This is a genomic window from Bradyrhizobium sp. USDA 4532, from assembly GCF_024171315.1.
In the GTDB taxonomy this organism is placed as follows: Bacteria; Pseudomonadota; Alphaproteobacteria; order Rhizobiales; family Xanthobacteraceae; genus Bradyrhizobium; species Bradyrhizobium australafricanum.
Genome location: NZ_JALJZN010000001.1, coordinates 1,398,748 through 1,424,943, shown reverse-complemented (window position 1 = coordinate 1,424,943; position 26,196 = coordinate 1,398,748). Strand labels below are relative to the sequence as shown.

The 26,196-nt window shown below is 65.4% G+C and carries 23 protein-coding genes and 2 tRNA genes; 6 read left to right on the top strand and 19 right to left on the bottom strand.

Features of this window, described 5'->3' with window-relative positions:
- Positions 1–98: 98 nt before the first annotated feature.
- The 8 genes from mgtE to dusB form a co-directional block, all read right to left on the bottom strand.
- Positions 99–1,469, bottom strand: coding sequence for a magnesium transporter (gene mgtE / locus J2R76_RS06865; protein WP_057016580.1), 1,371 nt, complete (start codon positions 1,467–1,469; stop codon positions 99–101).
- Between the two features lie 153 nt (positions 1,470–1,622).
- Complete coding sequence (gene hflX, locus J2R76_RS06860; protein ID WP_253623863.1) at positions 1,623–3,005, bottom strand: GTPase HflX; 1,383 nt, start codon at positions 3,003–3,005, stop codon at positions 1,623–1,625.
- A gap of 11 nt (positions 3,006–3,016) precedes the next feature.
- A complete protein-coding gene (gene hfq, locus J2R76_RS06855; RefSeq protein ID WP_006020546.1) occupies positions 3,017–3,265 on the bottom strand; it encodes an RNA chaperone Hfq in 249 nt (82 codons plus the stop codon).
- 374 nt (positions 3,266–3,639) lie between these two features.
- Complete coding sequence (locus tag J2R76_RS06850) at positions 3,640–5,010, bottom strand: sigma-54 dependent transcriptional regulator (protein WP_028331957.1); 1,371 nt, start codon at positions 5,008–5,010, stop codon at positions 3,640–3,642.
- Positions 5,011–5,027: 17 nt separating this feature from the next.
- Positions 5,028–7,511, bottom strand: a complete 2,484-nt coding sequence (locus J2R76_RS06845; protein WP_229191860.1) for an ATP-binding protein — start codon at positions 7,509–7,511, stop codon at positions 5,028–5,030.
- Between the two features lie 189 nt (positions 7,512–7,700).
- Positions 7,701–9,143: a nitrogen regulation protein NR(I) gene (ntrC, locus tag J2R76_RS06840; RefSeq protein WP_050419700.1), complete on the bottom strand. Its 1,443-nt coding sequence runs from the start codon at positions 9,141–9,143 to the stop codon at positions 7,701–7,703.
- Positions 9,144–9,152: 9 nt separating this feature from the next.
- Entirely contained in the window at positions 9,153–10,328 is a 1,176-nt protein-coding gene (locus tag J2R76_RS06835; protein WP_057016577.1) for a nitrogen regulation protein NR(II), read from the bottom strand.
- Complete coding sequence (gene dusB / locus J2R76_RS06830) at positions 10,325–11,278, bottom strand: tRNA dihydrouridine synthase DusB (protein WP_233475472.1); 954 nt, start codon at positions 11,276–11,278, stop codon at positions 10,325–10,327. The genes J2R76_RS06835 and dusB overlap by 4 nt, the downstream gene beginning before the upstream one ends.
- A gap of 333 nt (positions 11,279–11,611) precedes the next feature.
- Between dusB and J2R76_RS06825 the strand changes: the two genes are divergently transcribed.
- The 3 genes from J2R76_RS06825 to J2R76_RS06815 all read left to right on the top strand — a co-directional run bounded on the left by J2R76_RS06825 (position 11,612) and on the right by J2R76_RS06815 (position 13,993).
- A complete protein-coding gene (locus tag J2R76_RS06825; RefSeq protein ID WP_253590211.1) occupies positions 11,612–12,823 on the top strand; it encodes a bifunctional 2-C-methyl-D-erythritol 4-phosphate cytidylyltransferase/2-C-methyl-D-erythritol 2,4-cyclodiphosphate synthase in 1,212 nt (403 codons plus the stop codon).
- Position 12,824: 1 nt separating this feature from the next.
- Entirely contained in the window at positions 12,825–13,424 is a 600-nt protein-coding gene (locus J2R76_RS06820) for a CinA family protein (RefSeq protein ID WP_038386736.1), read from the top strand.
- Between the two features lie 173 nt (positions 13,425–13,597).
- A complete protein-coding gene (locus J2R76_RS06815; RefSeq protein WP_253623862.1) occupies positions 13,598–13,993 on the top strand; it encodes a BA14K family protein in 396 nt (131 codons plus the stop codon).
- An 86-nt stretch (positions 13,994–14,079) separates the two neighbouring features.
- Here J2R76_RS06815 and J2R76_RS06810 read toward each other — a convergent pair whose 3' ends face one another.
- The 3 genes from J2R76_RS06810 to lipA form a co-directional block, all read right to left on the bottom strand.
- Positions 14,080–14,547 carry a type II toxin-antitoxin system RatA family toxin gene (locus J2R76_RS06810; RefSeq protein ID WP_076828775.1) on the bottom strand — a complete coding sequence of 156 codons (468 nt, stop codon included), beginning with the start codon at positions 14,545–14,547 and terminating at the stop codon, positions 14,080–14,082.
- Entirely contained in the window at positions 14,547–15,086 is a 540-nt protein-coding gene (locus J2R76_RS06805; RefSeq protein ID WP_253623861.1) for a DNA topology modulation protein, read from the bottom strand. Before J2R76_RS06805 ends, J2R76_RS06810 begins: the two co-directional genes overlap by 1 nt.
- 90 nt (positions 15,087–15,176) lie before the next feature.
- A complete protein-coding gene (lipA, locus tag J2R76_RS06800; protein WP_076828772.1) occupies positions 15,177–16,136 on the bottom strand; it encodes a lipoyl synthase in 960 nt (319 codons plus the stop codon).
- Between the two features lie 165 nt (positions 16,137–16,301).
- On the opposite strand from lipA, the gene J2R76_RS06795 reads away from it, so the two are divergent.
- The gene (locus tag J2R76_RS06795; protein WP_229191865.1) at positions 16,302–16,907 is read left to right on the top strand and encodes a DNA-3-methyladenine glycosylase; all 606 of its coding nucleotides are present in this window, start codon (positions 16,302–16,304) and stop codon (positions 16,905–16,907) included.
- Between the two features lie 18 nt (positions 16,908–16,925).
- On the opposite strand, the gene J2R76_RS06790 is transcribed toward J2R76_RS06795, so the two are convergent.
- From J2R76_RS06790 to J2R76_RS06760, 7 genes are all read right to left on the bottom strand, one after another.
- A complete protein-coding gene (locus J2R76_RS06790) occupies positions 16,926–19,793 on the bottom strand; it encodes a valine--tRNA ligase (protein ID WP_253590208.1) in 2,868 nt (955 codons plus the stop codon).
- Between the two features lie 172 nt (positions 19,794–19,965).
- Entirely contained in the window at positions 19,966–20,700 is a 735-nt protein-coding gene (locus J2R76_RS06785) for a PopZ family protein (RefSeq protein ID WP_057016568.1), read from the bottom strand.
- 334 nt (positions 20,701–21,034) lie between these two features.
- Positions 21,035–22,438, bottom strand: coding sequence for a TolC family outer membrane protein (locus J2R76_RS06780; RefSeq protein ID WP_050385334.1), 1,404 nt, complete (start codon positions 22,436–22,438; stop codon positions 21,035–21,037).
- A gap of 216 nt (positions 22,439–22,654) precedes the next feature.
- Positions 22,655–23,320 carry a protein-L-isoaspartate O-methyltransferase gene (locus J2R76_RS06775; protein WP_253623860.1) on the bottom strand — a complete coding sequence of 222 codons (666 nt, stop codon included), beginning with the start codon at positions 23,318–23,320 and terminating at the stop codon, positions 22,655–22,657.
- 136 nt (positions 23,321–23,456) lie between these two features.
- The gene (locus J2R76_RS06770; protein ID WP_050404540.1) at positions 23,457–23,636 is read right to left on the bottom strand and encodes a hypothetical protein; all 180 of its coding nucleotides are present in this window, start codon (positions 23,634–23,636) and stop codon (positions 23,457–23,459) included.
- Positions 23,637–23,771: 135 nt separating this feature from the next.
- Positions 23,772–23,846: transfer RNA gene (locus tag J2R76_RS06765), tRNA-Asn, on the bottom strand.
- 271 nt (positions 23,847–24,117) lie between these two features.
- Entirely contained in the window at positions 24,118–24,603 is a 486-nt protein-coding gene (locus tag J2R76_RS06760; protein WP_076828765.1) for a DUF1772 domain-containing protein, read from the bottom strand.
- Between the two features lie 94 nt (positions 24,604–24,697).
- Between J2R76_RS06760 and J2R76_RS06755 the strand changes: the two genes are divergently transcribed.
- Both J2R76_RS06755 and J2R76_RS06750 read left to right on the top strand, forming a co-directional pair.
- Positions 24,698–25,342: a TetR family transcriptional regulator gene (locus J2R76_RS06755; protein ID WP_253623859.1), complete on the top strand. Its 645-nt coding sequence runs from the start codon at positions 24,698–24,700 to the stop codon at positions 25,340–25,342.
- Positions 25,343–25,776: 434 nt separating this feature from the next.
- Positions 25,777–25,959 (top strand): hypothetical protein, encoded by a 183-nt coding sequence (locus tag J2R76_RS06750; RefSeq protein ID WP_016842103.1) that lies wholly within the window; start codon positions 25,777–25,779, stop codon positions 25,957–25,959.
- Positions 25,960–26,002: 43 nt separating this feature from the next.
- Here the strand turns inward: J2R76_RS06750 and J2R76_RS06745 are convergent.
- A tRNA-Cys gene (locus tag J2R76_RS06745) sits at positions 26,003–26,076 on the bottom strand.
- Between the last annotated feature and the right edge of the window lie 120 nt (positions 26,077–26,196).

Here is a 26,196-nt window from a genome sequence, read left to right as displayed (position 1 = left end):
AAGATGCAGAACTTCCGCTGCACTCAACAGCGATGGCCGGTGGTCATGGGTCCCTGCTTTCGCAGAGACGACACCGAGGTTGAAGGCGCAGGCTCAGCCTACAACAGCGTCCCGCGCAGGATCACCGCGGCAACGCCGAAGTAGATCACGAGACCGGTGACGTCGACCAGTGTCGCGACGAACGGTGCCGACGCGCTGGCCGGGTCGAAGCCGATGCGCTTGAGGATGAAGGGCAGCATCGAGCCGCACAGCGATCCGAAGGTGACGATGCCGATCAGTGCGGTGCCGACGGTCGCTGCGACGAGCACCCAATGCGGGCCGTAGTCGAACAGGCCGAGCGTCTGCCAGAGCGTGATCCTGACGACGCCGATCAGGCCGAGAATGGCGCCGAGCACGATGCCTGTCGGCAATTCCCGCACGGCGACACGCCACCAGTCGCGCAGCCGCACCTCGTGCAGTGCCAGCGAACGGATCAACAGCGAGGTTGCCTGGGAGCCGGAATTGCCGCCCGAGCTCATGATCAACGGGATGAAGAGCGTCAGGACGATCGCCTTCTCGAGCTCACTCTGGTACGACTGCATTGCGGTCGCGGTCAGCATTTCCGACAGGAACAGTGCGCACAGCCAGCCGGCGCGCTTCTTGATCATCTCGCCGAAACCGATCCGCAAATACGGCTCGTCGATCGCTTCCATGCCGCCGAACTTCTGGGCGTCCTCGGTCGATTCCTCGACGATGGCGTCGATGACGTCGTCGACCGTGACGATGCCGAGGATATGGCCGGGGCCGTCGACGACGGCGACGGCGAGCAGGTCGTAGCGCGAGATCAGCCGCGCCGCCTCCATGCGGTCGGCCTCCGGCGAGATCATCAGCGGCTTCCGCGCCGGCGCCGCGGTCAGCACATTGGCGTGCGGATCGCCCGAGATCAGGCGGCGCAGCGGCACGGCCTGGATCAGCGTCTTCTTGACCGGGTCGATCACGAAGATCGAGTAGACGGTCTCGCGGGTGCGCTCGACCATCCGGATGTGATGCAGGACCTCGGCGATGGTCCAGCTCGAGGGCACGCTGACGAACTCGGTCGTCATGATGCTGCCGGCGCTGCGCTCGGGATAGGCCAATAGCCCCGAGATGACGTTGCGGGTCTCCGGATTGAGCCCGTTCAGCAGCGTGGTGCGCAGCGGCTCGACCAGCTCCTTGAAGATATCGGCGGCACGGTCGTCGGAGACGCCCGACAGCAGCGAGACCGCGGTATCCTTCGGCAGCTCGGCCAGGATCTCGCAGGTGTTGTCGAGTCCGGGCAGGTCAAGCACCTCGATCGCCTTCTCGGCCGGCAGCGATCGCAGCAGCTTCGCGGCATCCGCGGGCTCCCGGGCATTGAGCGCCTCGACGATTTCGGGCGCCCGCTCCTGGGCAAGATCACCGCTCTGGCCGGCGAGCGTCTCTTTCGTGATGGTTTCGCTGGTGTCCTGCATCGATCCGCCTCGGCTTTGCGTTCTGCAGCGCAATGAACCAAGGCGGCGCGGATTTCAAACAGAAAGTGCGACGCCGCGTCGCAGGCGCATCAGCGCCCGCAACGTCACGGCATCGTTATATTTCGGAAGATTGCACGGCCCGTATTCGAGGGCTTACGCCTCGTAGGGGACGGCGGCGAACCGGCTCATCACGATGTCGCGCTTGGTCTCGTCGACGCGCACCGTCATGTCGAAGCGCTCGCCATGCAGCTCCTTGTTCAGAACCTCGGCATTGCGGTGCAGCCAGCTGATGCCGGCGCCATCGGAGGCGTCGATCGAAAGATTGAGCGTCGAGCGCTTGGCCGCGAGGCGATCCTCGATCGCGGCGAGCAGCGCATCGATCCCCTCGCCTGTTGCGGCCGAAACCAGGAAGCATGGCCGCTCCGGCGGGCGGCGCGCGGCGATATTGCGCAAATTGTCCCGCTCCTCGGGATCGAAGCGGTCGATCTTGTTCCAGACCTCGATGATGCGCTGGCCACCGTCGGCATCGGGATCGATGCCGAGCTGGCGCAACACCGCCTCGACGTCGCGCTCCTGCGCCTCCGCGTCCTCATGGGAGATGTCGCGGACATGCAGGATGATGTCGGCTTCCAGCACCTCTTCCAGCGTGGCGCGGAACGCGGCCACCAGCTGGGTCGGCAAATTGGAGATGAAGCCGACCGTGTCCGACAGCATCGCCTTGCCGCCATGCGGCAGGTTGAGCGCGCGCAGGGTCGGGTCGAGCGTCGCAAACAGCATGTCCGCGGCCTGCACGTCGGCGCGGGTCAGGCGGTTGAACAGCGTCGATTTGCCGGCATTGGTGTAGCCGACCAGCGCCACCACGCGATACGGCACGCGCTGGCGGCCAGCGCGATGCAGCCGCCGCGTCGCCTGCACCTTCTTCAACTCGCCTTCGAGCTTGGTGATGCGCTCGCTGATCAGGCGGCGGTCGGCCTCGATCTGGGTTTCGCCGGGGCCACCCATGAAGCCGAAGCCGCCACGCTGGCGCTCGAGATGGGTCCAGGACCGCACCAGACGGCTGCGCTGATAGTTGAGATGGGCGAGCTCGACCTGCAGCGCGCCTTCCTTGGTCTTGGCGCGGCGGCCGAAGATTTCCAGGATCAGGCCGGTGCGGTCGAGCACCTTGGTGCTCCAGGCCTTCTCGAGATTGCGCTGCTGGATCGGCGACAGCGCGCAATCCATCACCACGAGCTCGACCTGGTTGCTGGCGACGAGCCCGTTGATCTCCTCGACCTTGCCCTTGCCGAGGTAAGTCGCGGGCCGGATCTGGCTGATCGGCGCGATCACGGAGTCCACCACCGTGAGGTCGATCGCACCGGCGAGGCCGGCGGCTTCCTCGATCCGCGCTTCATAGTCGCGGACAGAGGAATCCGTTTGCGCATCGCCGTCGCCACGGCGCGTGCGCAGGTACGGGCCGATGACGATCACCCGCCCGGTGCTGCCGTCCCCCGCCGACCGGGCACGGTCGGCGCCCCCTTCACGATTGAAGGGTTCCAATCAGTTCACTCTCAAGCCGGTGCGTCCTCACCACCTTCGAACAACTGAATCGGAGCTCCGGGCATGATGGTCGAGATCGCGTGCTTGTAGACCAGCTGCGAGTGACCATCGCGCCGCAGCAGCAAGCAGAAATTGTCGAACCATGTGACAATGCCCTGCAGCTTTACTCCGTTGACCAGAAATATCGTCAGTGGCGTCTTGGTTTTACGAACGTGATTAAGGAAGGTGTCTTGTAGATTTTGTGCGCGGTCTGCCGCCATTGTTTTTGTCCCGCAAGCTTGTGCTTCTTTTTATTGAACCGGTTGTTGCTCTCTGACGGAGCCTCCTCCGGCTGCCCACCTGCCACGAGATCCCCCTCCGGCAGGCATAGCGGTAGGATTAGAGGCTACGCGCGGTTTTTAGGCAAGCCAGTTCGCGGTGCAGTCGGTAGGAACACGGTGGCAATTCTAAGAAAGTGCGAGGAAAGAGACGAATATTCTCGTGGAGAGTGGATAAATCCCCGGTTGTACCGGCCCCGCCCTCGCCCCGCCGATTGATCCAAACCGCCCCGAGAGCCGCCTGTCGGCTCCCCGGCGGGTGACCGCCGGGGCTTCGCTTCGAGCCGCCAGCGGACTGCCGGCCTGCCGCGCCGGGGTCAGCCGACCCCGAGCGCCTTCAGCTTGCGATGCAGCGCCGAGCGCTCCATGCCGACGAACTCCGCGGTGCGCGAGATATTGCCGGAGAAGCGGCTGATCTGGGCGATCAGATAGTCGCGCTCGAACACCTCGCGCGCCTCGCGCAACGGCAGGCCCATGATGTGCTCGCCATTGTTGGAGGTCGGCATCGCCGGCACCATCGAGCCGACGTCCTGCGGCAGCATGTCGGCGGTGATGATCGCCTCCGGACCGCCGCCGGCCAAGATCATCACGCGCTCGACATTGTTGCGGAGCTGGCGGACGTTGCCCGGCCAGACGTGCGACTGCAGGACCGCCATCGCGTCCTGCCCGATCTGCCGCTTCGGCAGGCCGGTGGCGGCCGAGATCTGGTCCATGAAATAGTCGATCAGCTCGGGGATGTCCTCGCGTCGCTCCGACAGCGGCGGCACCCGGATCGGCACCACCGAGAGGCGATGATAGAGGTCCTCGCGGAAGCGGCCTGCGGCGATCTCCTCCTCGAGATTGCGCGCGGTCGAGGAGATGATGCGGACGTCGACATGGACTTTGCCGGTGCCGCCCTGGCGCTGGAAGGTCTGATCGACCAGCACGCGCAGAATCTTGTTCTGGGTCTCGCGCGGCATGTCCGCGATCTCGTCGATGAACAGCGTGCCGCCATGCGCCTCCTCGAGCGCGCCGGCCTTGCGCTGCTGCTCGCCGTTCGATCCCTCGATGCCGAACAGCTCGATCTCCATGCGCTCCGGCGTGATCGCGGCCGCATTGATCACCACGAACGGCCCCTCGGCGCGCCCGGAGGCATGGTGCAGCGTGCGCGCGGCAAGCTCCTTGCCGGCGCCGGAGGGACCGACGATCAGGATGCGGCTGTTGGCCTTGGCGGCGCGGTCGATGGTCTGGCGCAGCTGGTTCATGCAGGCCGAGCGGCCGGTCAGGACGCTCGCCGCCGGAGCCAGCTGCTTGAGCTCCTTCACCTCGCGCTTGAGCCGCGAGGTTTCCAGCGCCCGGGTCGCGACCAGGATCAGCCGGTCCGACTTGAACGGCTTCTCGATGAAGTCGTAGGCACCGCGCTTGATCGCGGCGACCGCGGTCTCGATGTTGCCGTGGCCCGAGATCATCACGACGGGCAGATCGGCATTGTCCTTCTTGATCTGCTCGAGCAGCTGCAGGCCGTCGAGCTTGGAGCCCTGCAGCCAGATGTCGAGGAAGACCAGATTGGGCCGGCGATTGGCGATCTCGGCGAGCGCCGAGTCGCTGTCGCGCGCGGTGCGCGTGGAAAAGCCCTCATCGTCCAGAATACCCGCAACGAGGTCGCGAATGTCAGCTTCGTCGTCGACAATCAGAATGTCACTTGCCATGGGTTACACCTGCCTTGTCAGTCGCTCGTCGCGGCTTTGAATTTTGGCTTTTGCGCATTTGGCTCTTGATTGTTTGGCCCCTGATCAGCGGGATCTCGGATAGGTTCTTGGATTGGTTCTTGGGTCGGTTCTTGGATTTTTGGTTCATTGTTGGTCGCTTGCGCCGGGCCGTTGGTCGGCTCCTCCGGCGGATTTTTTTCACTTTCCGGTTCGGCCTTGTCCGGTTTGACGTCCGGTTTTTGGTCCTTGCTTTCGGGCTTGTTCTCCGGCTTGGCCGCGTGTCCCGTGACGGCAAAGCGCAGCCGCATCCAGGCACCGCGCTGGCCGTCGCGGAAATCGGAGGCATCCTTGAGCTCGATGCGGCCGCCATGGTCCTCCAGAACGCGGCCGACGATCGCCAGGCCGAGGCCGGTGCCCTTCGCCCGGGTCGTGACATAGGGCTCGAGCAGGCGCGCGCGGGCGACCTTGGGCAGGCCGATGCCGTTGTCGACCACGTCGATCAGGATGTCGTCGTTCTCGCGCTGCGCCACGACGTCGATGCGGCCCTTGCCGAGTTCCTCGCGCGGCACCTGCTCGATCGCCTCGGTGGCGTTCTTGATGATGTTGGTCAGCGCCTGCGAGATCAGCCGGCGGTCGAACTGCGCGGGCAGCGGCGACTGCTTGATGTCGGCCTCGATGTCGAGATCGGGATGCGCGACCTTCATCAGGAACACCGCCTGGCGCACCACGTCGGCGACGTCCTCCCCTTCCATCACCGGCTTCGGCATCCGCGCAAAGCGCGAGAACTCGTCGACCATCCGCCTGATGTCGTCGACCTGGCGCACGATGGTATCGGTGCACTGCTCGAAGATCGACTTGTCCTTCTCCTCGGTGATGGTCTTGCCGAACTTGCGGCGGATGCGCTCGGCGGAGAGCTGGATCGGGGTCAGCGGGTTCTTGATCTCGTGGGCGATGCGGCGGGCGACGTCGCCCCAGGCCGAGGTGCGCTGCGCCGACACCAGCTCGGTGATGTCGTCGAGTGTGATGATGTAGCTGTCGCGCGACTGGCTGGTCTGCTCGGCCGAGACGCGGACCGACAGATTGCGCTCATGGCCGTCGCGCAGGATCGTGACCTGCCCCTGCACCAGGCGCTGCGTTCCCTCGCGCGCGGTTTTCATCATCTCGTCGAGCTCGGGCAGTACGTCCGAGAGCGGATGGCCGAGCGTCTCCGATTCGGCGTGCCCGATCAGCTTCTCCGCCGAGCGGTTGAGGACGCCGATGGTGCCTGAGGCGTCGACCCCGATGATGCCGGCAGAGGCCGACGACAGCACCGCTTCGATGAAGCGGCGGCGGCTGTCGATGGTCTCGCTGGCGTCGACCAGCTCGTTGCGCTGGGTGCGCAGCTCCTGGGTCATCTTGTTGAAGATTTCGCCGAGCAGCGCGAGGTCGCTTTCCGACTTGTTGACCGGCACCTGGACATTGAGATTGCCGGTCGAGACCTCGCTCGCCGCGCCCATCAGCTGGCGGATCGGCGACACCAGCCCGTTGGCGAAGTTCAGCCCGATCAGCACCGAGGCCATCAGGATGGTCAGCGCGATCACCGCGAACATCAGCGCGAACGCGACCTGGATGCCGAGCCTGCGGGTCTCGAGCTGGGCATATTCGGCCGCGCTGGTCTGGGTCTGCTTGAGCTGGGCAACCACCGCCGGATCGAGCAGCCGCGCCACATACAGGAACATGTCGTCATAGGCCCGCAGGCGGACCACGGAGGCGACGTAGTTTTCCGGAAAGACCGAGATCTTCGGCTCGGTCTCGTTGATGTCCTTCAGGATGTCGGGCGGCGGCGCCTCGTAGTTCAGGCGAACGCCGGTCTCGGCGCTGGCGACGATCTTGCCGTCCTTGTCCATCAGCACCGCGACCGGAAGATTGCGCGACTCGGCGCCGGCCGTCATCAGCTGCAGGAACGTCATGCGATCCTGGTCGTAGAGCGGCCGGGCATGGGCGAGGTCATTGGCCATCGCCAGCGTGTCGCCGTTGATGAGCTGGGCGTGCTCCTGCATGTAGGCACTGGCGATGGTCAGCGAATTCTGGATCACCTGCTTGGTGGGACCCGAGAACAGCCGGTCGAGGCCGCGCTCGATGGTGACGTTGGCGACGATCGACACCAGCACGGCGGGCAGCACCGCGATCACCGAGAACAGGCCGACAATCTGCACATGCAGCCGCGCCGCGGCCCGGCCGCGCCGCCTCGCCTGCACCATCTGCCAGACTTCCCGGACGATGATGCCGACCAGCAGCAGGATGGTGCCGGCATTGATCATCAGGAAGGAGCGGACCACCTCGGACGTGGGCTCGATCGGGGTCAGCCCGGTCAGCACCACGAAGGTCAGGAAGGCGGACAGCAGCGCGATGGCCACGGCAAACGGCGCCAGCCAGCGCCGCAGCGGGAAGCCCCGCGCCTCTGCATTGGGCTCGGCCGACGGGGCGCGTAATGTTGAAGCGGTGGTCTCTGCGCTGGTCATACCGGCAATTGAGCTGAGAGCGATCGCCCGCGGGAATTGCGAACTGATGCAATCATATCACAATGTTGCCGAATTGCGACATTTCCGCGGCGCAAACCCCTGGTGCGGCGCCGTGTCCCCAAAACCATTTGTGACTACTCAATAACGGTAGCGAGCTTGAAGCGAGGCTCGCGCCCCGCCCTGGCAGCCCTAGCCGCCGCTCCGGTAGACTTGGATGTCGAGGTCGCGGATCTTCTTGCGCAGCGTATTGCGGTTCAACCCGAGCAGGTCGGCGGCCCGGATCTGGTTGCCGCGAGTCGCCGCCAGCGCGGCGGTCAGCAGCGGGATCTCGATCTCCTTGAGGATACGGTGGTAGAGGCCCGGCGGCGGCACGCCGTTCGGGAAGCCGGAGAAGTGCGAGGACAGATAGGCCTCGACCGCGCCGCCGAGATTGTCGACGCCGACGGTCGCCGTGCTGCCCGAGGTGACCGCCGGCGGCGCCAGCTCGCCGTCGATGACGGAAGACGTGATGACGTCCTGCGGATAGAGCGCGGCGAGCCGCCGGGCGAGGTTTTCCAGCTCGCGGACGTTGCCCGGCCAGCGGTGCTGCTTGAGCCGCTCCAACGCCTGGGCGTCGAGCTTCTTCGGCGGCAGGCCGTCCTTCTCGGCGAGCGAGAAGAAGTGCCGGATCAGGTCGGGCAGATCCTCGATGCGCTCGCGCAGCGGCGGCAGCCGCAGCGGCACCACGTTGAGGCGGAAGAACAGGTCCTCGCGGAACAGGCCCTGCTGGATCAGGATGCGCAGGTCCTTGTTGGAGGCGGCGACGATGCGGACGTCGGTCTTGATCGGGGTGCGGCCGCCGACCGTGGTGTACTCGCCCTGCTGCAGCACGCGGAGCAGCCGGGTCTGCGCCTCCATCGGCATGTCGCCGATCTCGTCGAGGAACAGCGTGCCGCCCTCGGCCTGCTCGAAGCGGCCGGAGGCGCGGGTGTTGGCGCCGGTGAATGCGCCGCGCTCATGGCCGAACAGCTCCGATTCGATCAGGTCGCGCGGGATCGCCGCCATGTTGACCGCGACGAACGGGCCGTTGCGGCGCCGCCCGTAGTCGTGCAGCGCGCGCGCGACCAGCTCCTTGCCGGTGCCGGATTCGCCCGAGATCATCACGGTGAGGTCGGTCTGCATCAACCTCGCCAGCACGCGGTAGATTTCCTGCATCGCCGGCGAGCGGCCGACCAGCGGGATCGAGTCGAACTCGCCGTCGTCGGCGGGACTGGAGACCCGCTCCTTCGGCTCGGCCAGCGCGCGGCCGACGATGGTGATCAGCTCCTTCAGGTCGAACGGCTTCGGCAGATATTCGTAGGCGCCGCGCTCGGAGGCGCGGATCGCGGTCATGAACGTGTTCTGCGCGCTCATCACGATGACCGGCAAATTCGGCCGCATCTTCTTGATCCGCGGCAAGAGATCGAATGCGTTCTCGTCGGGCATCACGACGTCGGTGATGACGAGATCGCCCTCGCCTTGGCTGACCCAGCGCCACAGCGTGGCGGCGTTGCCGGTGAGGCGAACCTCATAGCCGGCGCGCGACAGCGCCTGGTTCAGGACGGTCCGGATGGCGGTGTCGTCGTCGGCGACAAGTATGCTACCTGCAGGCATTGGTGTTCCTCATCGTGCATCCTGAGAGGCAGGCGAGGACGTACCCGGAACGTCATCGCGGTTGCTTTGGTCGAGTTGCTTGGCGGCGCTGTACATCGGCATCAGCACGCGGAAAGTGGTTTTGCGCGGCTGCGACTCGCATTCGATGATGCCGCCGTGATCGCCGACGATCTTGGCGACCAGCGCGAGGCCGAGCCCGCTGCCGGTCTGCTTGGTGGTGACGAAGGGATCGAACAGGTTCGGCAGCAGGTCTTCCGGCACGCCAGAGCCGTTGTCCTTGACGCAGAATTCCAGCGGCAGCGAGACCCGCGATTTCTTGCCGGGCAGCGACAGCCGCACGCCTGGCCGGAACGCAGTGGTGAGCTGGATCTCGGCATCGGTGCCGAGATCGGCCACCGCTTCGGCCGCGTTCTTCACGAGGTTGAGGAACACCTGGATCAGCTGGTCCTGGTTGGCCAGCACCGGCGGCAACGACGGATCGTAGTCCTCGATGAAGCGGACATTGCGGGCAAAGCCGGACTGCGCCAGGCGCTTCACATGATCGAGCACGGAATGGATGTTGACCGGACCGCGCGCCACCGGGCGGTCGTCGCCGAACACTTCCATGCGGTCGACCAGCGTCACGATGCGGTCCGCCTCGTCGCAGATCAACCGCGTCAAGAGCCGGTCCTCGGAGGAGGCCTGCTGCTCCAAAAGCTGCGCCGCGCCACGGATGCCGGACAGCGGGTTCTTGATCTCGTGGGCGAGCATCGCCGCCAGCGCGATCACCGAGCGCGCCGCGCTGCGATGGGTGAGCTGCCGATCCATCTTGTCGGCGATGGTGCGCTCCTGGAGCATCACCACGATATGCCCGGGCCGCTCGGTCAGCGGCGCGACGTGCAGATCGACCTGGCGATCGCCGCCGATCCGCGGCGTGCCGAGATCGACCTTGTATTCGTTGACCGGCGAGCCGCTCGTCCGCACCTGCTCGATCAGCGCCAGCAGCGGGCTGCCGAACGGCACCAGTTCCTTCAGCGACTGCCGGCGCAGGAACTGGGTCGAGATCTCGAAGAAAGATTCGGCTGCGATATTGGCGTCGACGATCCGCCCGTCGGGTGCGACCAGCAGCACCGGATTGGGCAGCGCATTGAGGATGGCCTCCCCGTCAGTCGGCACCGGCCGGCGGAATTCCATGGCTGACGTCATGCGGCAGCACTCCAGGCAAAATCGTCGTAGGCGTCGGCGAGCGAGCGATGCACGCTGGACGGCTCTTCCGCGGTCAGGATCGCCTGCCGCCAGGTCTTCAAGGTCGCGGCCGGCGCGCAGCTATAGGCCGCAGCAGCCTCCAGCGCCCAGCCCAGATGCTTGCGTGCATGCTTGAGCCCGATGCGCAGGCCATAGTGGCTGCAAACCTCGTCATAGAGCGCGCGAACGTGCTTGAGCTGCTCGGCGAGCGACGGCGCGGCCTCGGCGATCCCGGTCTCGAGGCGACGGCCGATCTGTCCCGGCAGCCAGGGCTGCCCCTGCGCGCCGCGGCCGATCATGACGGCGTCGGCGCCCGACATCTCGAGCGCACTGACAGCCTTGTCGAACGAGGTGATATCGCCGTTGACCACGACCGGGACGGTGACGGCGTCCTTGACCGCGCGCACCGCGTTCCAGTTCGCCTCGCCCTTGTAGAACTGGCAGCGGGTCCGGCCATGCACGGTGATCATCTGCACGCCGGCGGCCTCGGCGCGGCGCGCCAGTTCCGGTGCATTGAGCGAGCGGTCATCCCAGCCGAGCCGCATCTTCAGCGTGACCGGCACCCTGACCGCCGACAGCGTCGCCTCGATCAGCGTGACCGCGTGGTCGAGGTCGCGCATCAGGGCCGAGCCGGACTGGCCCCCGGTCACGTGGCGTGCCGGACAGCCCATGTTGATGTCGATGACGTCGGCGCCGGCGCCTTCGGCGATCCGTGCGCCCTCCGCCATCCAGTGGGTCTCGCAGCCCGCGAGCTGGACCACATGCGGTCCGACCCCGGCTGCCTCGCAACGCAGCTTCGACATCGGCTTGCCGTTCACCAGATCGTTGCTGGCGGTCATCTCGGAGACCACCAGGCCGGCGCCCAAAGTGGCAGCGAGTCGCCGGAAGGGCGCATCGGTAATGCCGGACATGGGCGCGAGGAGAACCCGGTTGGCGACAGCAATATCGCCGATCTTCAATGGGTTACGAGGAGTACTTTGCACGCCGGTCACAGCCGTCTCGTCGTTCTGTCAGCCACGCCATTGCAGCTGACGTCGCCTATTCTGCGCACAATTCTTGTGCAGTCAAGGCTCATGCCTACGGTTTAGACATTCCTATCATCAGTGCAGGTGCACTGCAACAAAATCTGCTTTTCCCACAGTCATCGGCAAACGCTCTGTTTTTGCGCAGCGGTCATGCTAAGGGCTGTGCGCGGCGATCCTCGCCGTCCCCCTCATCCCCGATTCGTCTGTCACTGGTTCAAAATGCCGAAGCCTGAGCGTACCGCAGCCATCCTTGTCGCAGCCGGCCGTGGACTGCGCGCCGGCGCAGGCGGGCCGAAGCAATACCGGACGATCGGCGGACAGACGGTGATCTACCGCGCCATGGAGGCGTTCTCCGGACATCCGGACGTGTTTGCGGTGCAGCCTGTGGTCAATCCTGACGACACCGCGCTGTTCGATGAAGCAGTCGCAGGCCTCCGCCATCGGCCGCCGACGCCGGGCGGCGCGACCCGGCAGGCCTCGGTCCATGCCGGGCTCGAGGCGCTCGCAAGCGAAAAGCCGGATATCGTGCTGATCCACGATGCCGCGCGCCCCTTCGTCACTGCAGCCGTGATCTCGCGCGCGATCGCCGCAGCCGGCCGGACCGGCGCTGCGATCCCCGTGATTCCCGTCACCGACACCATCAAGCTCACCGGCGATGCCGGCGACGTCGAGGCGACGCCGGAGCGCGCGCGCCTGCGGATCGCGCAGACGCCACAGGCTTTTCGTTTCGACGTAATATTGGAGGCGCATCGTCGCGCAGCGCGCGATGGCCGCTCCGATTTCACCGACGATGCGGCGCTTGCCGAGTGGGCGGGATTGACGGTTGCGACGTTTGAAGGTGATGCTGCCAACATGAAACTCACCACACCCGAGGACTTCGTGCGCGAGGAAGCGCGGCTCGCAAGCCAGCTCGGCGACATCAGAACCGGCACCGGCTACGACGTGCATGCCTTTGGCGACGGTGACCATGTCATGATCTGCGGCGTGCGCGTGCCGCACACGAAGGGATTCCTGGCCCATTCCGACGGCGATGTCGGGCTGCATGCGCTGGTCGACGCGATCCTCGGCGCGCTGGCCGACGGCGATATCGGCTCGCATTTCCCGCCGAGCGAGGCCAAGTGGAAAGGCGCCTCCTCCGACCAGTTCCTGAAATACGCGGTCGAGCGCGTCACCGCGCGTGGCGGACGGATTGCCAATCTCGAGGTGACGCTGATCTGCGAGCGGCCGAAGATCGGGCCGTTGCGCGACACCATGCGGGCGAAGATCGCGGAGATCTCCGGCGTCCACGTCTCGCGCGTGGCGGTCAAGGCCACCACCAGCGAGCGGCTCGGCTTCACCGGCCGCGAGGAAGGCATCGCGGCAACCGCGAGCGCCACGGTCCGTCTCCCTTGGGACGATAAAGGCTGGGACGATAAAGGCCGGAGTGCCTGACATGGGCGGCAGCGACGCTCGTGCCCTCTCCCGCTCGCTGCTCGACCTGTGCCGGATGCGCAAGCTGACCATCGCGACCGCCGAATCCTGCACCGGCGGCCTGGTCGCGGGTGCGCTCACCGACATCCCCGGCTCTTCCGACGTGATCGACCGCGGCTTCGTGACCTATTCGAACGAGGCCAAGCGGGTCATGCTCGGCGTCAAGGCGGCCACGCTCGAAACGTTCGGCGCGGTGAGCAAGGAAACCGCGACTGCGATGGCGATCGGCGCGCTGGAAAAGGCCGGCGTCGACCTTGCGGTCTCGATCACCGGCATCGCGGGCCCGGGCGGTGCGACACCGGGCAAGCCGGTCGGCCTAGTGCATTTCGCCGTCGCCGCGCGCGACGGCCGCATCATTCATCGTGAGCAGCGATTTGGCGCGATCGGCCGCAGCACGGTGCGGCAGCGCTCCGTGGTCGAAGCATTGCGCATGCTGATGGAGCTTGCGCGCCCGCCGCAGGCCGCCAAGCCGCGTCGCGAGGCGGCCAGCCGGTTGCGGCCAAGGGTGGCCCGGTCGCCGCGGAGCCACGCTGCGAAACGCCGCCGGCCGCCGCGCGGATAGGCCCAACGCAAAGTCAAGTCGCGCCACGGCCCACCTTACACTGGCTTGTGTCAACTGCGGCCCGGTGACGCTTACCTGAAATGGAACTTTGACGCGGCTTCGCCGCTTTATGTTGTTCCAACTCTGCTGTTTCGATTGTTCGTCCAACAGCAAAATCCCACAACAAGGAGAAAATGATGAAGTTGGGAACTTTTGTCGTGGCCGCCATCAGCGCTGGCGCCATGACGCTGTCGACTGTTGTGCCTTCGTCCGCCGCACCACTCGCTCCCGCGCAATTGCAGGATCAGCCTACCTCCGTCGAGCATGTGCAGTATCGTCACTGGCACGGTGGTCCGCGTTACGGCTATCGCGGCGGATACGGCTACCGCGGTGGTTACTATCGCGATGGCGGCAGTAACGGCGCGGCGATCATCGGCGGGCTGGCGGCCGGCGCGATCATCGGCGGCGCGATCGCGGCGAGCCAGGCCAAGGCCAACAACGACGCCTATTGCTCCCAGCGTTTCCGTACCTACGACCCCGCTTCGGGCACCTACATCGCATCCGGCGGCGTGCGGCGATCCTGCCCGTAAGTCGGCGAACGCTCTCCCGCACCATCCGTCGTGCCCGGCCTCGTGCCGGGCATTTGCGTTCCAGAGATGTAGACGAGACGGCTTCGCTACGTCGACAGCTGCGGCTTGCCGTAGACCTGATCCGCGCGCTTCTCGAACGCCGCGGCAAAGCGTGAGAATGCGGCGTCGAACATCGAGCCCATCAGCATCGCCAGCATCCGGCTCTTGAATTCGTAGTTCAGGAAGAAGCCGACATCGCATTCGGTTTCCGACTTCGGCTCAAAACTCCAGCGGTTCTCCAGATTGCTGAACGGGCCGCGCAGATATTCGACCAGGATATTCAGATTGGCCCGGTCGAGCGTCACCTTGCTGGTGAAGGTTTCCCGCACCAGCTTGAAGGACACCGTCATGTCCGCCACCACGACCTCGGTGCCGTCGTCCTTGGGCGTGCGCTGGCGGATCTTGAGCGACTGGCATAGCGGCACGAATTCGGGATAGCGCTCGACGTCGGCGACCAGATCGAACATTTGAGGTGCGGTGTGCCGGACCCGCCGCTTGCTTGAGAATCGTGGCATCAGTGGATACTCGCACGGTTTTGCCCGAGTGCGAGGCGCTTCAGATAATCATCCGCCTGCGCCCGATCGGTGAAACAGACCAGCGATTGATCGGGCCGCAAGCCGGCAAAATACTCGATCAGCTTCGGCCGCTGCTGCCGGCGATAGGTCCAGACGTAGCGGAAGAATTCGAGATCGATCTTCTCAGGGCAGCCTTCCGCCATCTCCGGGCGGACCTCGCCATAGCTCCCGGCTATCCGCCTGAAGATACCGAGCATACAGGTCGACCGCGGCAGGTCGAACCAGATGATCGTGTCGGAGAGCTCCCGGCGCAATTCCCCTGCACCATGCCTCATGTAGTTCCCATCCATGATCCAGCGCGGCTCCTGGGCTGCTTCGGTCACGCGGCGCTCGAATTCGTCCCTGCCCGACTCGACCCAGCCCGGCTTCCAGAACAGCGCATCGATCGACACGGTCGGAATCCCTGTCATGGCGGACAGCCGCCGCGCAAAGGTCGACTTGCCGGATCCCGACGATCCCATCACCAGAACGCGCTGCATTGGTCCAGTCCAAGATTCGGCCAAGGTTCGGTCAAGGCCCGATCAAGCAACGGCGCGTGACGGCGCCGGCCTACCGCCGTTTGCAAAAATCTAGCGGCCGCGGGCCGTGCGCGCCGCCTGCAGTTTGGCGAAATCCTCGCCGGCGTGATGCGACGAGCGCGTCAACGGGCTCGCCGACACCATCAAAAAGCCCTTGGTATAGGCGACGCGCTCGTAGCCTGCGAACTCGTCCGGCGTCACGTAGCGCATCACGGCGTGATGCTTGCGGGTCGGCTGCAAATACTGGCCGATGGTCAGGAAATCGACGTCGGCCGAGCGCAGATCGTCCATCACCTGCAGCACCTCGTGCCGCTCCTCGCCGAGTCCGACCATGATGCCTGATTTGGTGAAGATGGTCGGATCCATCTCCTTGACCCGCTGCAGCAGCCGGATGGAATGGAAATAACGGGCGCCGGGACGGACCGTCAGATAGCGCGACGGCACGGTTTCCAGATTGTGGTTGAAGACGTCGGGCTTGGCCACGACCACGCGCTCCAGCGCGCCGTCCTTGCGCAGGAAGTCCGGTGTCAGGATCTCGATCGTGGTGCTCGGGCAGCGCGCGCGGATGGCGCGGATGGTCTCGGCAAAATGCTCGGCACCGCCGTCGGCGAGATCGTCGCGGTCGACCGAGGTGACCACGACATGACTGAGCCCGAGCTTGGCGGTGGCCTCCGCGACGTATTCCGGCTCGCTCGCCTCGAGCGCGCCGGGCATGCCGGTCTTGACGTTGCAGAACGCGCAGGCGCGCGTGCAGGTGTCGCCCATGATCATGAAGGTGGCGTGCTTCTTGTCCCAGCACTCACCGATATTGGGGCAGCCCGCCTCCTCGCACACCGTGACGAGGCCATTCTCCTTCACGATCCGGCGCGTATCTGCATAGCCGCGCGTATTCGGCGCACGAACCCGGATCCAGTCCGGCTTCGGCGGCGACACGGCATCCGGCCGGTTCACCTTTTCGGGGTGCCGTGGGCGGAGCTGAGTGGTGGAGATGGTGTCGACGATGGTGACCATGGATGCCTGCAAGTCGCGGGAGCATGATCCAGGCAGATCAATGCTCCGAACCAAGGGCTTAGCTAATCGGTGTTGACGCAGCTCGCAACCCGCCCCGCGACCCTAGCAGACCTGCCCATATATTGGCAGTCTTGCGACCCGTTCCATGCCGATTCCTACCTCAAAATGGCTCAAAAACCCCGATCCATCAGCGCGACCGCGCCGCGCCTCGGCAAGGCGCTGAAACGCTCCTTCTTCGATCGCAGCGTCCACGAGGTCGCCCCCGACCTGATCGGCGCGACCTTCCTGGTCGGCGGCGCCGGCGGCATCATCACCGAGGTCGAGGCCTATCATCACACCGACCCGGCGGCGCATTCCTACCGCGGGCCGACCCCGCGCAACCAGGTGATGTTCGGCCCGCCGGGCTTCTCCTACGTCTACCGCTCCTACGGCATCCATTGGTGCGTCAACTTCGTCTGCGAGGAAGCGGGCTCGGCCAGCGCCGTGCTGATCCGCGCGATCGAGCCGACCCATGGGCTCGCGGCGATGCGCAGGCGGCGCGGGCTGGAGGACGAGCGCGCGCTGTGCTCGGGGCCCGGCAAGCTCTGCGAGGCGCTCGGCATCACCATCGCGCACAGCGAATTGCCGCTCGACCGCGCCCCGATCGCGCTCCATGCGCGGACCGAAGCACCCGAAATCATCACCGGGGTGCGGATCGGCATCACCAAGGCCGTCGACCTGCCCTGGCGCTACGGGCTGAAGGGATCAAAATTCCTCAGCAAGCGGTTTTGATCGCCACGGCGTTATCAGCTATGACGCCTTCTTCAACCGCTCGATCGCCTCGAGAATCTTGGCGCGGCGCTCCGCTGCTGCCGCGCGCTTTTCCTTCTCTTCCTCGACGAGCTCTTCCGGCGCGTTGGCGACGAACTTGTCGTTGGCGAGCTTGGCATCGACCCGCTTGATGTCGGCGTCGGCCTTGCCGAGCTCCTTCTCCAGCCGCGTGCGTTCAGCCGCGAGATCGATCACGCCCTTCAGGGGCAGCGCGACCGCCTCGCCGCGGACAAGGAGCTGTACCGCGCCTTCCGGCGGGTGATCGGCAAACGAGATATCCGACAATCGTGCGAGCCGCTTGATGGTGTCGTTCCAGCGCCGCGCGCGGTCCCGCGTCTCGTCGGAGGCGCCCGCGATCACCAGCGGCGTCAGTGTCGACGGCGGGATGTTCATTTCCGCCTTCACCGACCGCATCGCAGTGACGAGATCGACCACCCAGCCGATCTCGGCCTCGGCCGCAGGATCGCTGAACTCGTCGGCGTCGAGCGCGGCAATCACCGGCGGAATGATCGGATCGACCACCGGACCGGCGGTCGCGATCGCGGCCAGCTGCTCGCCGGTCACGCCCGACTTGCGCGGCCAGGACGCCAGCACCAACAGGCCGTCGCGCTTTGCGGTCACCGCCCACAGCTCCTCGGTGATGAAGGGCATGAACGGATGCAGCAGCTTGAGGATCTCGTCGCGGGTCCAGGCGACCATGGCGCGGGTCTCGGCCTTGGCCGCGCCCTCCTCGCCCATCAGCACGGGTTTCGCGAGCTCAAGATACCAGTCGCAGAACACGTTCCAGACGAAGCGGTAGATCGCGCCCGCGGCATCGTTGAAGCGATGATCCTCGATCGTCTCGGTGACCTCGCGGGTGACGCGCGAGGTTTCGTGCGCGATCCAGCGGTTCAACGTCTCCTTTGCGCCCTTCGGATCGAAACCGTCCGGCTTGACGCACTCGTTCATCTCGGCGAACCGGCAGGCGTTCCAGAACTTGGTCGCGAAATTGCGGTTGGTCTCGACCAGATGCGGCGACAGGCGGATGTCATGGCCTTGCGCCGCCTCGCGGGTCAGCGCGAAGCGCAGCGCGTCGGCGCCGTATTCGTCGATCACGCCGAGCGGGTCGATGACGTTGCCCTTCGACTTCGACATCTTGGCGCCCTTCTCGTCGCGGACGAGGCGGTGGATGTAGACGGTCGAGAACGGCGCCTCCTTCATGAAATGGAGGCCCATCATCATCATGCGGGCGACCCAGAAGAAGATGATGTCGAAGCCGGTAACCAGCGTATTGGTCGGGTAGTAGCGCGCGACCTCCGGCGTGTCGTCCGGCCAGCCCAGCGTCGAGAACGGCCACAGGGCCGACGAGAACCAGGTGTCGAGCACGTCCTCGTCACGCGTGATGAAGCCCTCGCGCTTGGCGGGGTCGACCGCCATGTCGTGGCCCTGCTCCGGCGTGATGACTTCCTGCTCGACGTAATAGCCGAGCGCGTGGCCGACCGCCTCTTCCTCGGTCTCGGCGACGAACACCTTGCCGTCGGGTCCGTACCACGCCGGGATCTGATGGCCCCACCAGAGCTGGCGCGAGATGCACCAGGGCTGGATGTTCTCCATCCACTCGAAATAGGTCTTTTCCCAGTTCTTCGGCACGAACGTGGTTTCGCCGGAGCGCACCGCCGCGATCGCCGGCTGCGCCAGCGTCTTGGCGTCGACATACCACTGGTCGGTCAGATACGGCTCGATCACGACACCGGAGCGGTCGCCATGCGGCACCATGTGGGTGTTGGGCTCGATCCGCTCGAGGAAGCCGAACTCCTCCAGCCTTGCGACGATCTTCTTGCGCGCCGCGAAGCGCTCGATCTTGTCAAACTCGGCGGCGAACTCGTCGGCGCCGACAGGCAGGCCGCGCAGATAATCCTCGTTGCCCACCAGGCTGAGGCTGCCTTCCTGGTCGAGCACGCTGATCTGCGGCAGGCCGTGACGCTTGCCGATCTCGAAGTCGTTGAAGTCGTGCGCAGGCGTCACCTTGACCGCGCCCGAGCCCTTCTCCGGATCGGAATAGTCGTCGGCGACGATCGGAATCCTGCGGCCGACCAGCGGCAGGATGACGTGCTGGCCGACCAGATCGGCGTAGCGCTCGTCGTCCGGATGCACCGCGACCGCGGTGTCGCCGAGCATCGTCTCGGGGCGCGTCGTCGCGACCACGATGAACGATTTCGGATCCTCGGGGCTGAAGCTGCGGCCCTCGATCGGGTAGCGCAGGTACCAGAGATGGCCCCTGACCTCGACCTGCTGCACTTCGAGATCGGAGATCGCGGTGAGCAGCTTCGGGTCCCAATTGACCAGGCGCTTGTCCTTGTAGATCAGGCCATCGCGGTGCAGCTCGACGAACACCTTGACGACGGCGCTCGACAGGCCCTCGTCCATGGTGAAGCGCTCGCGCGACCAGTCGCAGGACGCCCCGAGGCGCTTGAGCTGGTTGACGATTGTGCCGCCGCTCTCGGCCTTCCACTGCCAGACCCGCTCGAGGAACTTGGCGCGGCCCATGTCGCGCCGGCCCGGCTCCTGCCGTTCCATCAGCTGCCGCTCGACCACCATTTGGGTGGCGATGCCGGCGTGATCGGTGCCGGGCTGCCACAGCACGTCGCGGCCGCGCATCCGCTCGAAGCGGCACAGGATGTCCTGCAGCGTGTTGTTGAGCGCGTGGCCCATGTGCAGCGAGCCGGTCACGTTCGGCGGCGGGATCACGATGGTGAAGGGCGCGGCGTCCTTGCGTTCAGGCCGGCCGGCCTTGAACGCACCGCTCTCCTCCCAGATCCGGGCCATCCGGTGCTCGATATCGGCGGGCTGGTAGTTTTTCTCGATCATGACAATGCGCTGTGGACCATGGAAAGCGTTAGAAAGCCGCCGGAGCGCACCAAGTCAACCGGACCGGTACGTCAAATCGACGTTTAGGGCATTTGGGGAGCTGATTGAGGGCCGCCAGGCCCAACGGCGGGAGCCAGCCTCGCGCCAGCTGCGCTGCTAACGCCGCGCGCAGCTAGCGCCCGCGGGATACCCGCTCGATCTCGGCCTTGACGATCCGCTCGACCAGCCCGGGCAGATTGTCGTCCAGCCAGGACTTCAGCATCGGCCGCAGCATCTCCTTGACCAGATCCTCGAGCGTCCGCGCATTGTTGCTCAGCACGGTGTTGGCCAAAGAGTTGAAGGCCGACTCGACGGCCCGCATCGTGGTTCCCGAGATGATCTGCTGCATGGGCGCGGTCTCGATCGCCGGCGGCTCCCGGGCCGGTTCCGGCGCCCGGCTCCGCGCTTCCGTGAACTCGAGGTCGTCCTGCGGCTCGACCTTGCGGAACGACGGCGCGGCGGCCGGGTCCGGCAGCGCCATCTCGTCGGTGAGTTCGAACACGTCGGCTTCGGGCTGGGCCGCGGGCTGCGGCGACGGCCTGATCTCGGCTGCGGGCGTCGCCTCATCGAGGCTGGCGAGCAGCGAGTCGATGTCGTCCTGACTGTTGCTGGCCGCCGGTGCCGGCGCAGGCGGCGGTGATTTCGGCGCCGGCGCGGCGGCCTTCGCGGCCGGTGGCGCTGCGGACGGCGGGCTCTTCATCGCGGGCTTGGCTGCTGGTGCTGGCTCGACCTTCGGCGCCGGGGCTGCAGCGGCGGCCGCAGGCTTCTCGGCCGCGGCCGGCTTCGCCTCGTCGTCGGCAATGATGCGACGGATCGACGCCAGGATCTCCTCCATCGAGGGCTCTTGGACCTTCGCAGGTTGCGTCATCTCCGACTCCACATCGAAACGAATTTACATCAAGCCCGAGAGGATTCGCCGGTTCCGATGATGCGGGCAGAGATTTTCATTGCTCCCGCCCGACTTGTCCCCAGATCAAGCCCGCCCGAGGCTTTGTGCAAGCTTCGTGTCGCCCAATGCAGCGTGATCACAGGGGGCGTCGCACCTGTCATCACGCTACGCCGGCGCGCCGCGAATCGCCTTGCTGCCCGACAAAACGGTATGTCAGGCCAATTATCGAATGCAAGCAATCGCGCCTGTTTGTGGTCCTGATTAACTCAGAACCACAAACATGACGCGACAAGCGATGACGATGCGAAGGTGTTTAGCGGCCGTCGGGCGTGCGTACGCCGGCCCAGTTGTCACGAACCTGCTGGTAATGCACGCTCGGATCGTAGACGTTGGTCGAAAGCCCGAGCACCTGCGGCGACAAGCGGCCAACCGCGCTCAGCACGTTATAGGACGCGACGACGCGGTCGTGCTGCGCGGTGACCAGCGCGTTGCGCGCGTTGACGAGCGCCTGCTGCGCGTTGAGCACGTCAAGCGTGGTGCGTTGACCGGCCTTGGCCTCTTCGCGCACGCCGTTCAGGGCGATCTCCGACGCGGTCACCTGCGCCTGTGCCGATGCCACCTGCGACTTGCCGGCGACCAGCTGGCCCCACGCGGTGACGACGTTGGCGCGCGCCTGATCGCGGGTCTGTTCGAGCACGAGGCGCTGCTGCGCCAGCGATTCCTTGGACTGGCGGATCAGCGAATATTCCGCACCGCCCTGGTAGAGCGGCACCGACAGCTGGACCGCCGTTCCCGCGCTGAATGCGCGCTGGCTGATCAGGGTCTGTTCGTATTGCTGCTGCACCGACGTTTGCAGGTTGACCGACGGGAACAGCGCACCCTCGCTGACCTTGACCTGCAGGAAGTTGACGTCGACGCCGTACATCGCCGAGGTGACGTTCGGATTCTGGGTCAGGCTGAGATCGACGGCGGCCGCAAGCGTCGTCGGCAGGAAGCGGTCGACCGGCGAGCCCGGCGCGAGATTCTGTGGCTCGTTGCCGATGATGCGGCGGAAATTCGATCGCGTCGTCGTCAGGTTCGATTCGGCGGTGAGCTGCTGGGTTTTGCCTGCCGCAAGCTGCGCTTCGGATTGCGCGACGTCGGTGCGCGTCACTTCGCCGACATTGAAGCGATCCTGGGTCTGCTTCAGCGTCTGTTCCAGCACGCGCGTGTTGCTGCGCTGAACCTCGACGATGGCGGAGTCGCGGAGATAGTCCATGTAGATCGTGGCCGCGCTCAGGATCACGGTTTGCTCGAGCACACGCAGGCCCTCGCGCGCCGCCGAGACCTGGCTTTCCGCCGCGCGCACCCTGGGCGCGGTCTGCGCGTTGAACAGCGATTGGTTGACCGTGAGGCCTGCGCTGCGTGGGGCGTTGGCGCCATGGATTTGGGTGCGGACAAGATTGTTCGCGTCGCCGCCCTGTGTCGTCAGCGTATCGGTGTATTGGTACCCCGCGCTTGCCGTTAGCGCGACTTTCGGGCGGTAGCCCGACAGTGCCTGCGGAACGTTCTCGTCAGTTGACCGCACCTGCGCGCGTTGCGCGTTCAGCTGGGGATTGTTTTGGTAGGACCGCACCAGCGCGGCCTCGATTGTATCGGCGAGTGCGGGCACAGGGCCCATCTCCGCCAACAGAAGGACGGCAGTCGCAGCCGCGGTGACAACCTTCACCCCACGCATCCCCGGAAATCCAATCATTGTAGTCGCCGTCTCCCACACGCAAATCAGTCCGGCGGTCGCTTCAGTCGAAGTGAGTCCCGCCTCACCTTAGTCCGCAGCTAGGGCCAACGGAACTACCCCGCAACGGAACACGGTCGAAACTCTTCACATGGGGCAAACGGGCCACACTTCTGATTCGGAACGGGATTTTATCAGCCCGTGCGCCGCAGGAGAGGGTCAGAAGACGAAGGCGGGAACTCGCTCGAATCCGGGTAAAACGGGGGCCGAGGCGTCGAACAGCTCGCGATGGCCGAAATCCCCGTGGGAGTGCGTCACCAGGGTGGCGCGCGGCGGCGGCAACAGGCCGAACACCCCGACCAGCCGGCCCCCCTCCTTGAGTTGGCCGAACAGCCCGGTCGGGACGATTTCCGTCGCACCATTGAGGATAATGACGTCAAACGGGGCGCCCGCGGCATCGCCATCGGCGGACGCGGCCGCTTTGACCGTGATATTCTGGATCCCGAGTTCGGCGAACGCCGTGGTCGCCTTTGCGGCAAGGGCCGGATCGCTTTCGGTCGCGCTGACCTCTGCGGCAAAGCGCGCCACGACGGCGGCGGCGTAGCCGGTCGCGCAGCCGACCACGAGGACGCGGTCGGTGGCCTTGATCTCGGCGGCCTGGAGCATCCGGGCGAGCAGCGCCGGCGTGATCAGACAGCGCCTCGTCGCACCGCCCTCGGCGACATCGAGGTCGAGGTCGAGATAGGCCAGCGCCTGCTTGCTGGCCGGCACGAAGACCTCGCGCGGCACGGTCAGCATGGCATCGAGAATACGATCATCGGTCACGTCGCTCGGACGCACCTGACCATCGACCATATACTGGCGCGCGGTCGAAAAACCGGTCATTGGCGGAGACCCTGCAAGTCGCGGCATTGCCGCTGGAGAAGCTAGAACAGGGCCATCTTTTGGAACAAGCTCCGCCAAAACGCAACACGCCGCTGGCGGGCGAAACGCGCTCCCAAAACGCGCTCCAAGGCGCAGTCTATTCGATCGTGACGGCGAGCCGGCCGATCAGGCGGGCCACTTCATCGAGATGCTCGGAATCATGCTCCTCGACGGCCCTCGCGAGCCGGCGGACGCACTCGTCGTCACTGATGTCGGGGGCATCGCTCGGAACGAGCGTCGGCTGCGGCATCGACAGGTCGATCAGGTTAATGGCCATCAAAATCACCTCTCAAGACCCGGCGGGAGCAAGTGTCGACGGCTATTGAGTCGATTTGACGACGTTTTCGGCCTGTCCGCTGCGGACCACGGGCTTGTGATGGCGATTTGGGGGATCGATGGGGCCAGACCAAACTGGCTCCCCGGGCTGGATTCGAACCAGCGACCATTCGATTAACAGTCGAATGCTCTACCGCTGAGCTACCGAGGAATAGGCGAACATCTGTTCGCGAGCGGGCAGCGTATAACAAAGCCTTTCGGCCTTGCAAAGAACCAAATCGCGCCTCCGGCGAAACTTTAGCGCGCACGGTAAGCCTCTGCGATACAAGGGCTTACCTGTCGCCCGGTGTGCGACATGCCCAGCCCGCCGGCCCGGCCGCGCTCCCGCGGGCGCCTGGAAACACCGCCAGCGCGGCGGTCGCACCGCGCCCGTGATTCTGTCAGGGGCGCGACGGCCCAGCTCCTCGCGCAAACGGGGTTGGCTACCGCCCGGCGATGGCAACGATGAACAGCGCGGTCGCGGCCAGCGAGGCGATGGTCCGCACGTGGTTCCAGAAGGTCCAGTCGGTCAGATAGCGCGCCCAGACCGATGCCGCCGACCTGCCCGCAGGATCAGAGGCCGCAAGCTGATCGTTCAGCGGCACATTGAAGACGACGGTCACGACGAACATGCCGACCACGTAGAGGCCGCCGCCGCAAATCATCGCAATCGCGCCCGGCTCCTGCCATCTGAGCCCGCCGAGCAAGACGAGCACGGCGCAGGACAGCGTGGTGCCGAGGAACACCGGCATGAACGGCGAACGGACAATATCGACATTGATCGCGTTCATCGCCGAGATGCCGGCGGCCTGATCGATGCGGCCGAGCGCGGTCATGACAAAAGCCGAGAACGCAAAATAGAGCCCGGCGAGCAGGCCGCAGCCGAGCGCGGAAAACCACAGCAAGGCCGAGGTTAGGATCTGGCGCATCGTTCCGCCTCCAAATGCGAGATATACTCGTATTTTTGAAATGCGATAAACTCTCGTATTAGAGCCGTCAACCCCGATCGCAGGGAAGCGAAAGATGTCGAGACGAAAGGCCGCATCCGTGGAAGTCCCCCTGCCCGGGCTGGCGCGGCTTGCCCCGACCCAGCAGCGCAGCCGCGAGCGCTTCGAGCGCATCCTCGCCTGTGCGACCGAGATCATGGCGGAAAAGGGCAGCGAGGCTTTCCGCATGAGCGATGTCGTCGCGCGCAGCGGCGTCGCATTCGGCTCGCTCTATCAATATTTCCCGGACAAGGCCGCGATCATCGGCACCCTGGCCGAACGCCATAACGCGGTCGGGCGCGATTGCGTCAGGCGCGATCTGGCCGCGGTGACGACCGCGCGCGACCTGCACCCGGCGCTGTGCAGGATCGTCGACAGCTACTACGAGATGTTCATGCGCGAGCCTGTCATGCGCGACATCTGGCAGGCGACGCAAGCCGACCGCGCCCTGCAGAAGCTCGATGCGGACGACATGGCCGTGCTCTCCGGCCTGTTGTCCGACGCGGTCAGGCGGATTGCGCCCGACATGCCGACTGCCGCCCTCGCCACCTTTTCCGCCCTGACCATGACACTGATCGCAGCCGCCGTCCGTCACGCGATCACGCTGCCACCGAGGAAGGCGCGGCAAGCGCTGACGCAGTTCAAGACCATGCTGCCGCACGACCTCACCGGGCTAACGTAACGGGCGCGGACGTCGGGAATTTCCTCCGGCCCGAGGCGATAGACAGCGGGCGAAGGCGATTTGCTCTGTTCGGAGCTGCCCGCAGCGCCTGACACTGCCCACTGGTGAAACCGTGTCAGCAAGAGCCGAGGATCGAGGTGGCATGCGATCAACGAGTATCCCGCGACGCACGCCCTCATTGTCACGACTCCCTAAAATTCCTGCGATATTTGACGGCTATGAGTATTGCCGGGAATTCCGGGCAGAGTTTTTCGCAAGATGTGATCTGTCTCACATGAGGTGCGGCCACGCCGACCTAGGTTCCCGAAGGAGCCACCAACGATTCATTAACCAAAGCGGGCGCCATCGTTCTTTTCATAAAATTCGAACGAATCGCTCAATCCGGACCGAAGACAGTTTTGCGACCATGGCGCTCTCGAACCTCGGAGAGCGCGATGAGCGAAGTCGAATTTGATCTGCTGCTGGACGCCGTGCGAACGGCGATCGCGCCCATTGCTCAGGAGGATCTCGTGGCTCAGCCCTCGCCCCGCATTCAGCCGCCACCGCGCGCGGCCAATGACAACCAGGCGCCGTGGCCGCTGATTCCGTTTCCTGAAGGTTGGTACGCCGCGAGTTAATGCGGCTTCTCATTGACTGGCTGCAAGCCATTGATGAGATGAGTGGAGGCCACGACCAGAATTGAACTGGTGTACACGGTTTTGCAGACCGTTGCGTAACCACTCCGCCACGTGGCCCCTTGCGGCGGACTTCATATACGGCCTCTCTCCGATAGGCAACCGAGCCGGAAGGTAAGGTGCCCCTTGTTTGAGCAATATCCTTTCGGAAGACCGCTTCGCGCTTTTCCGGATCAGGCT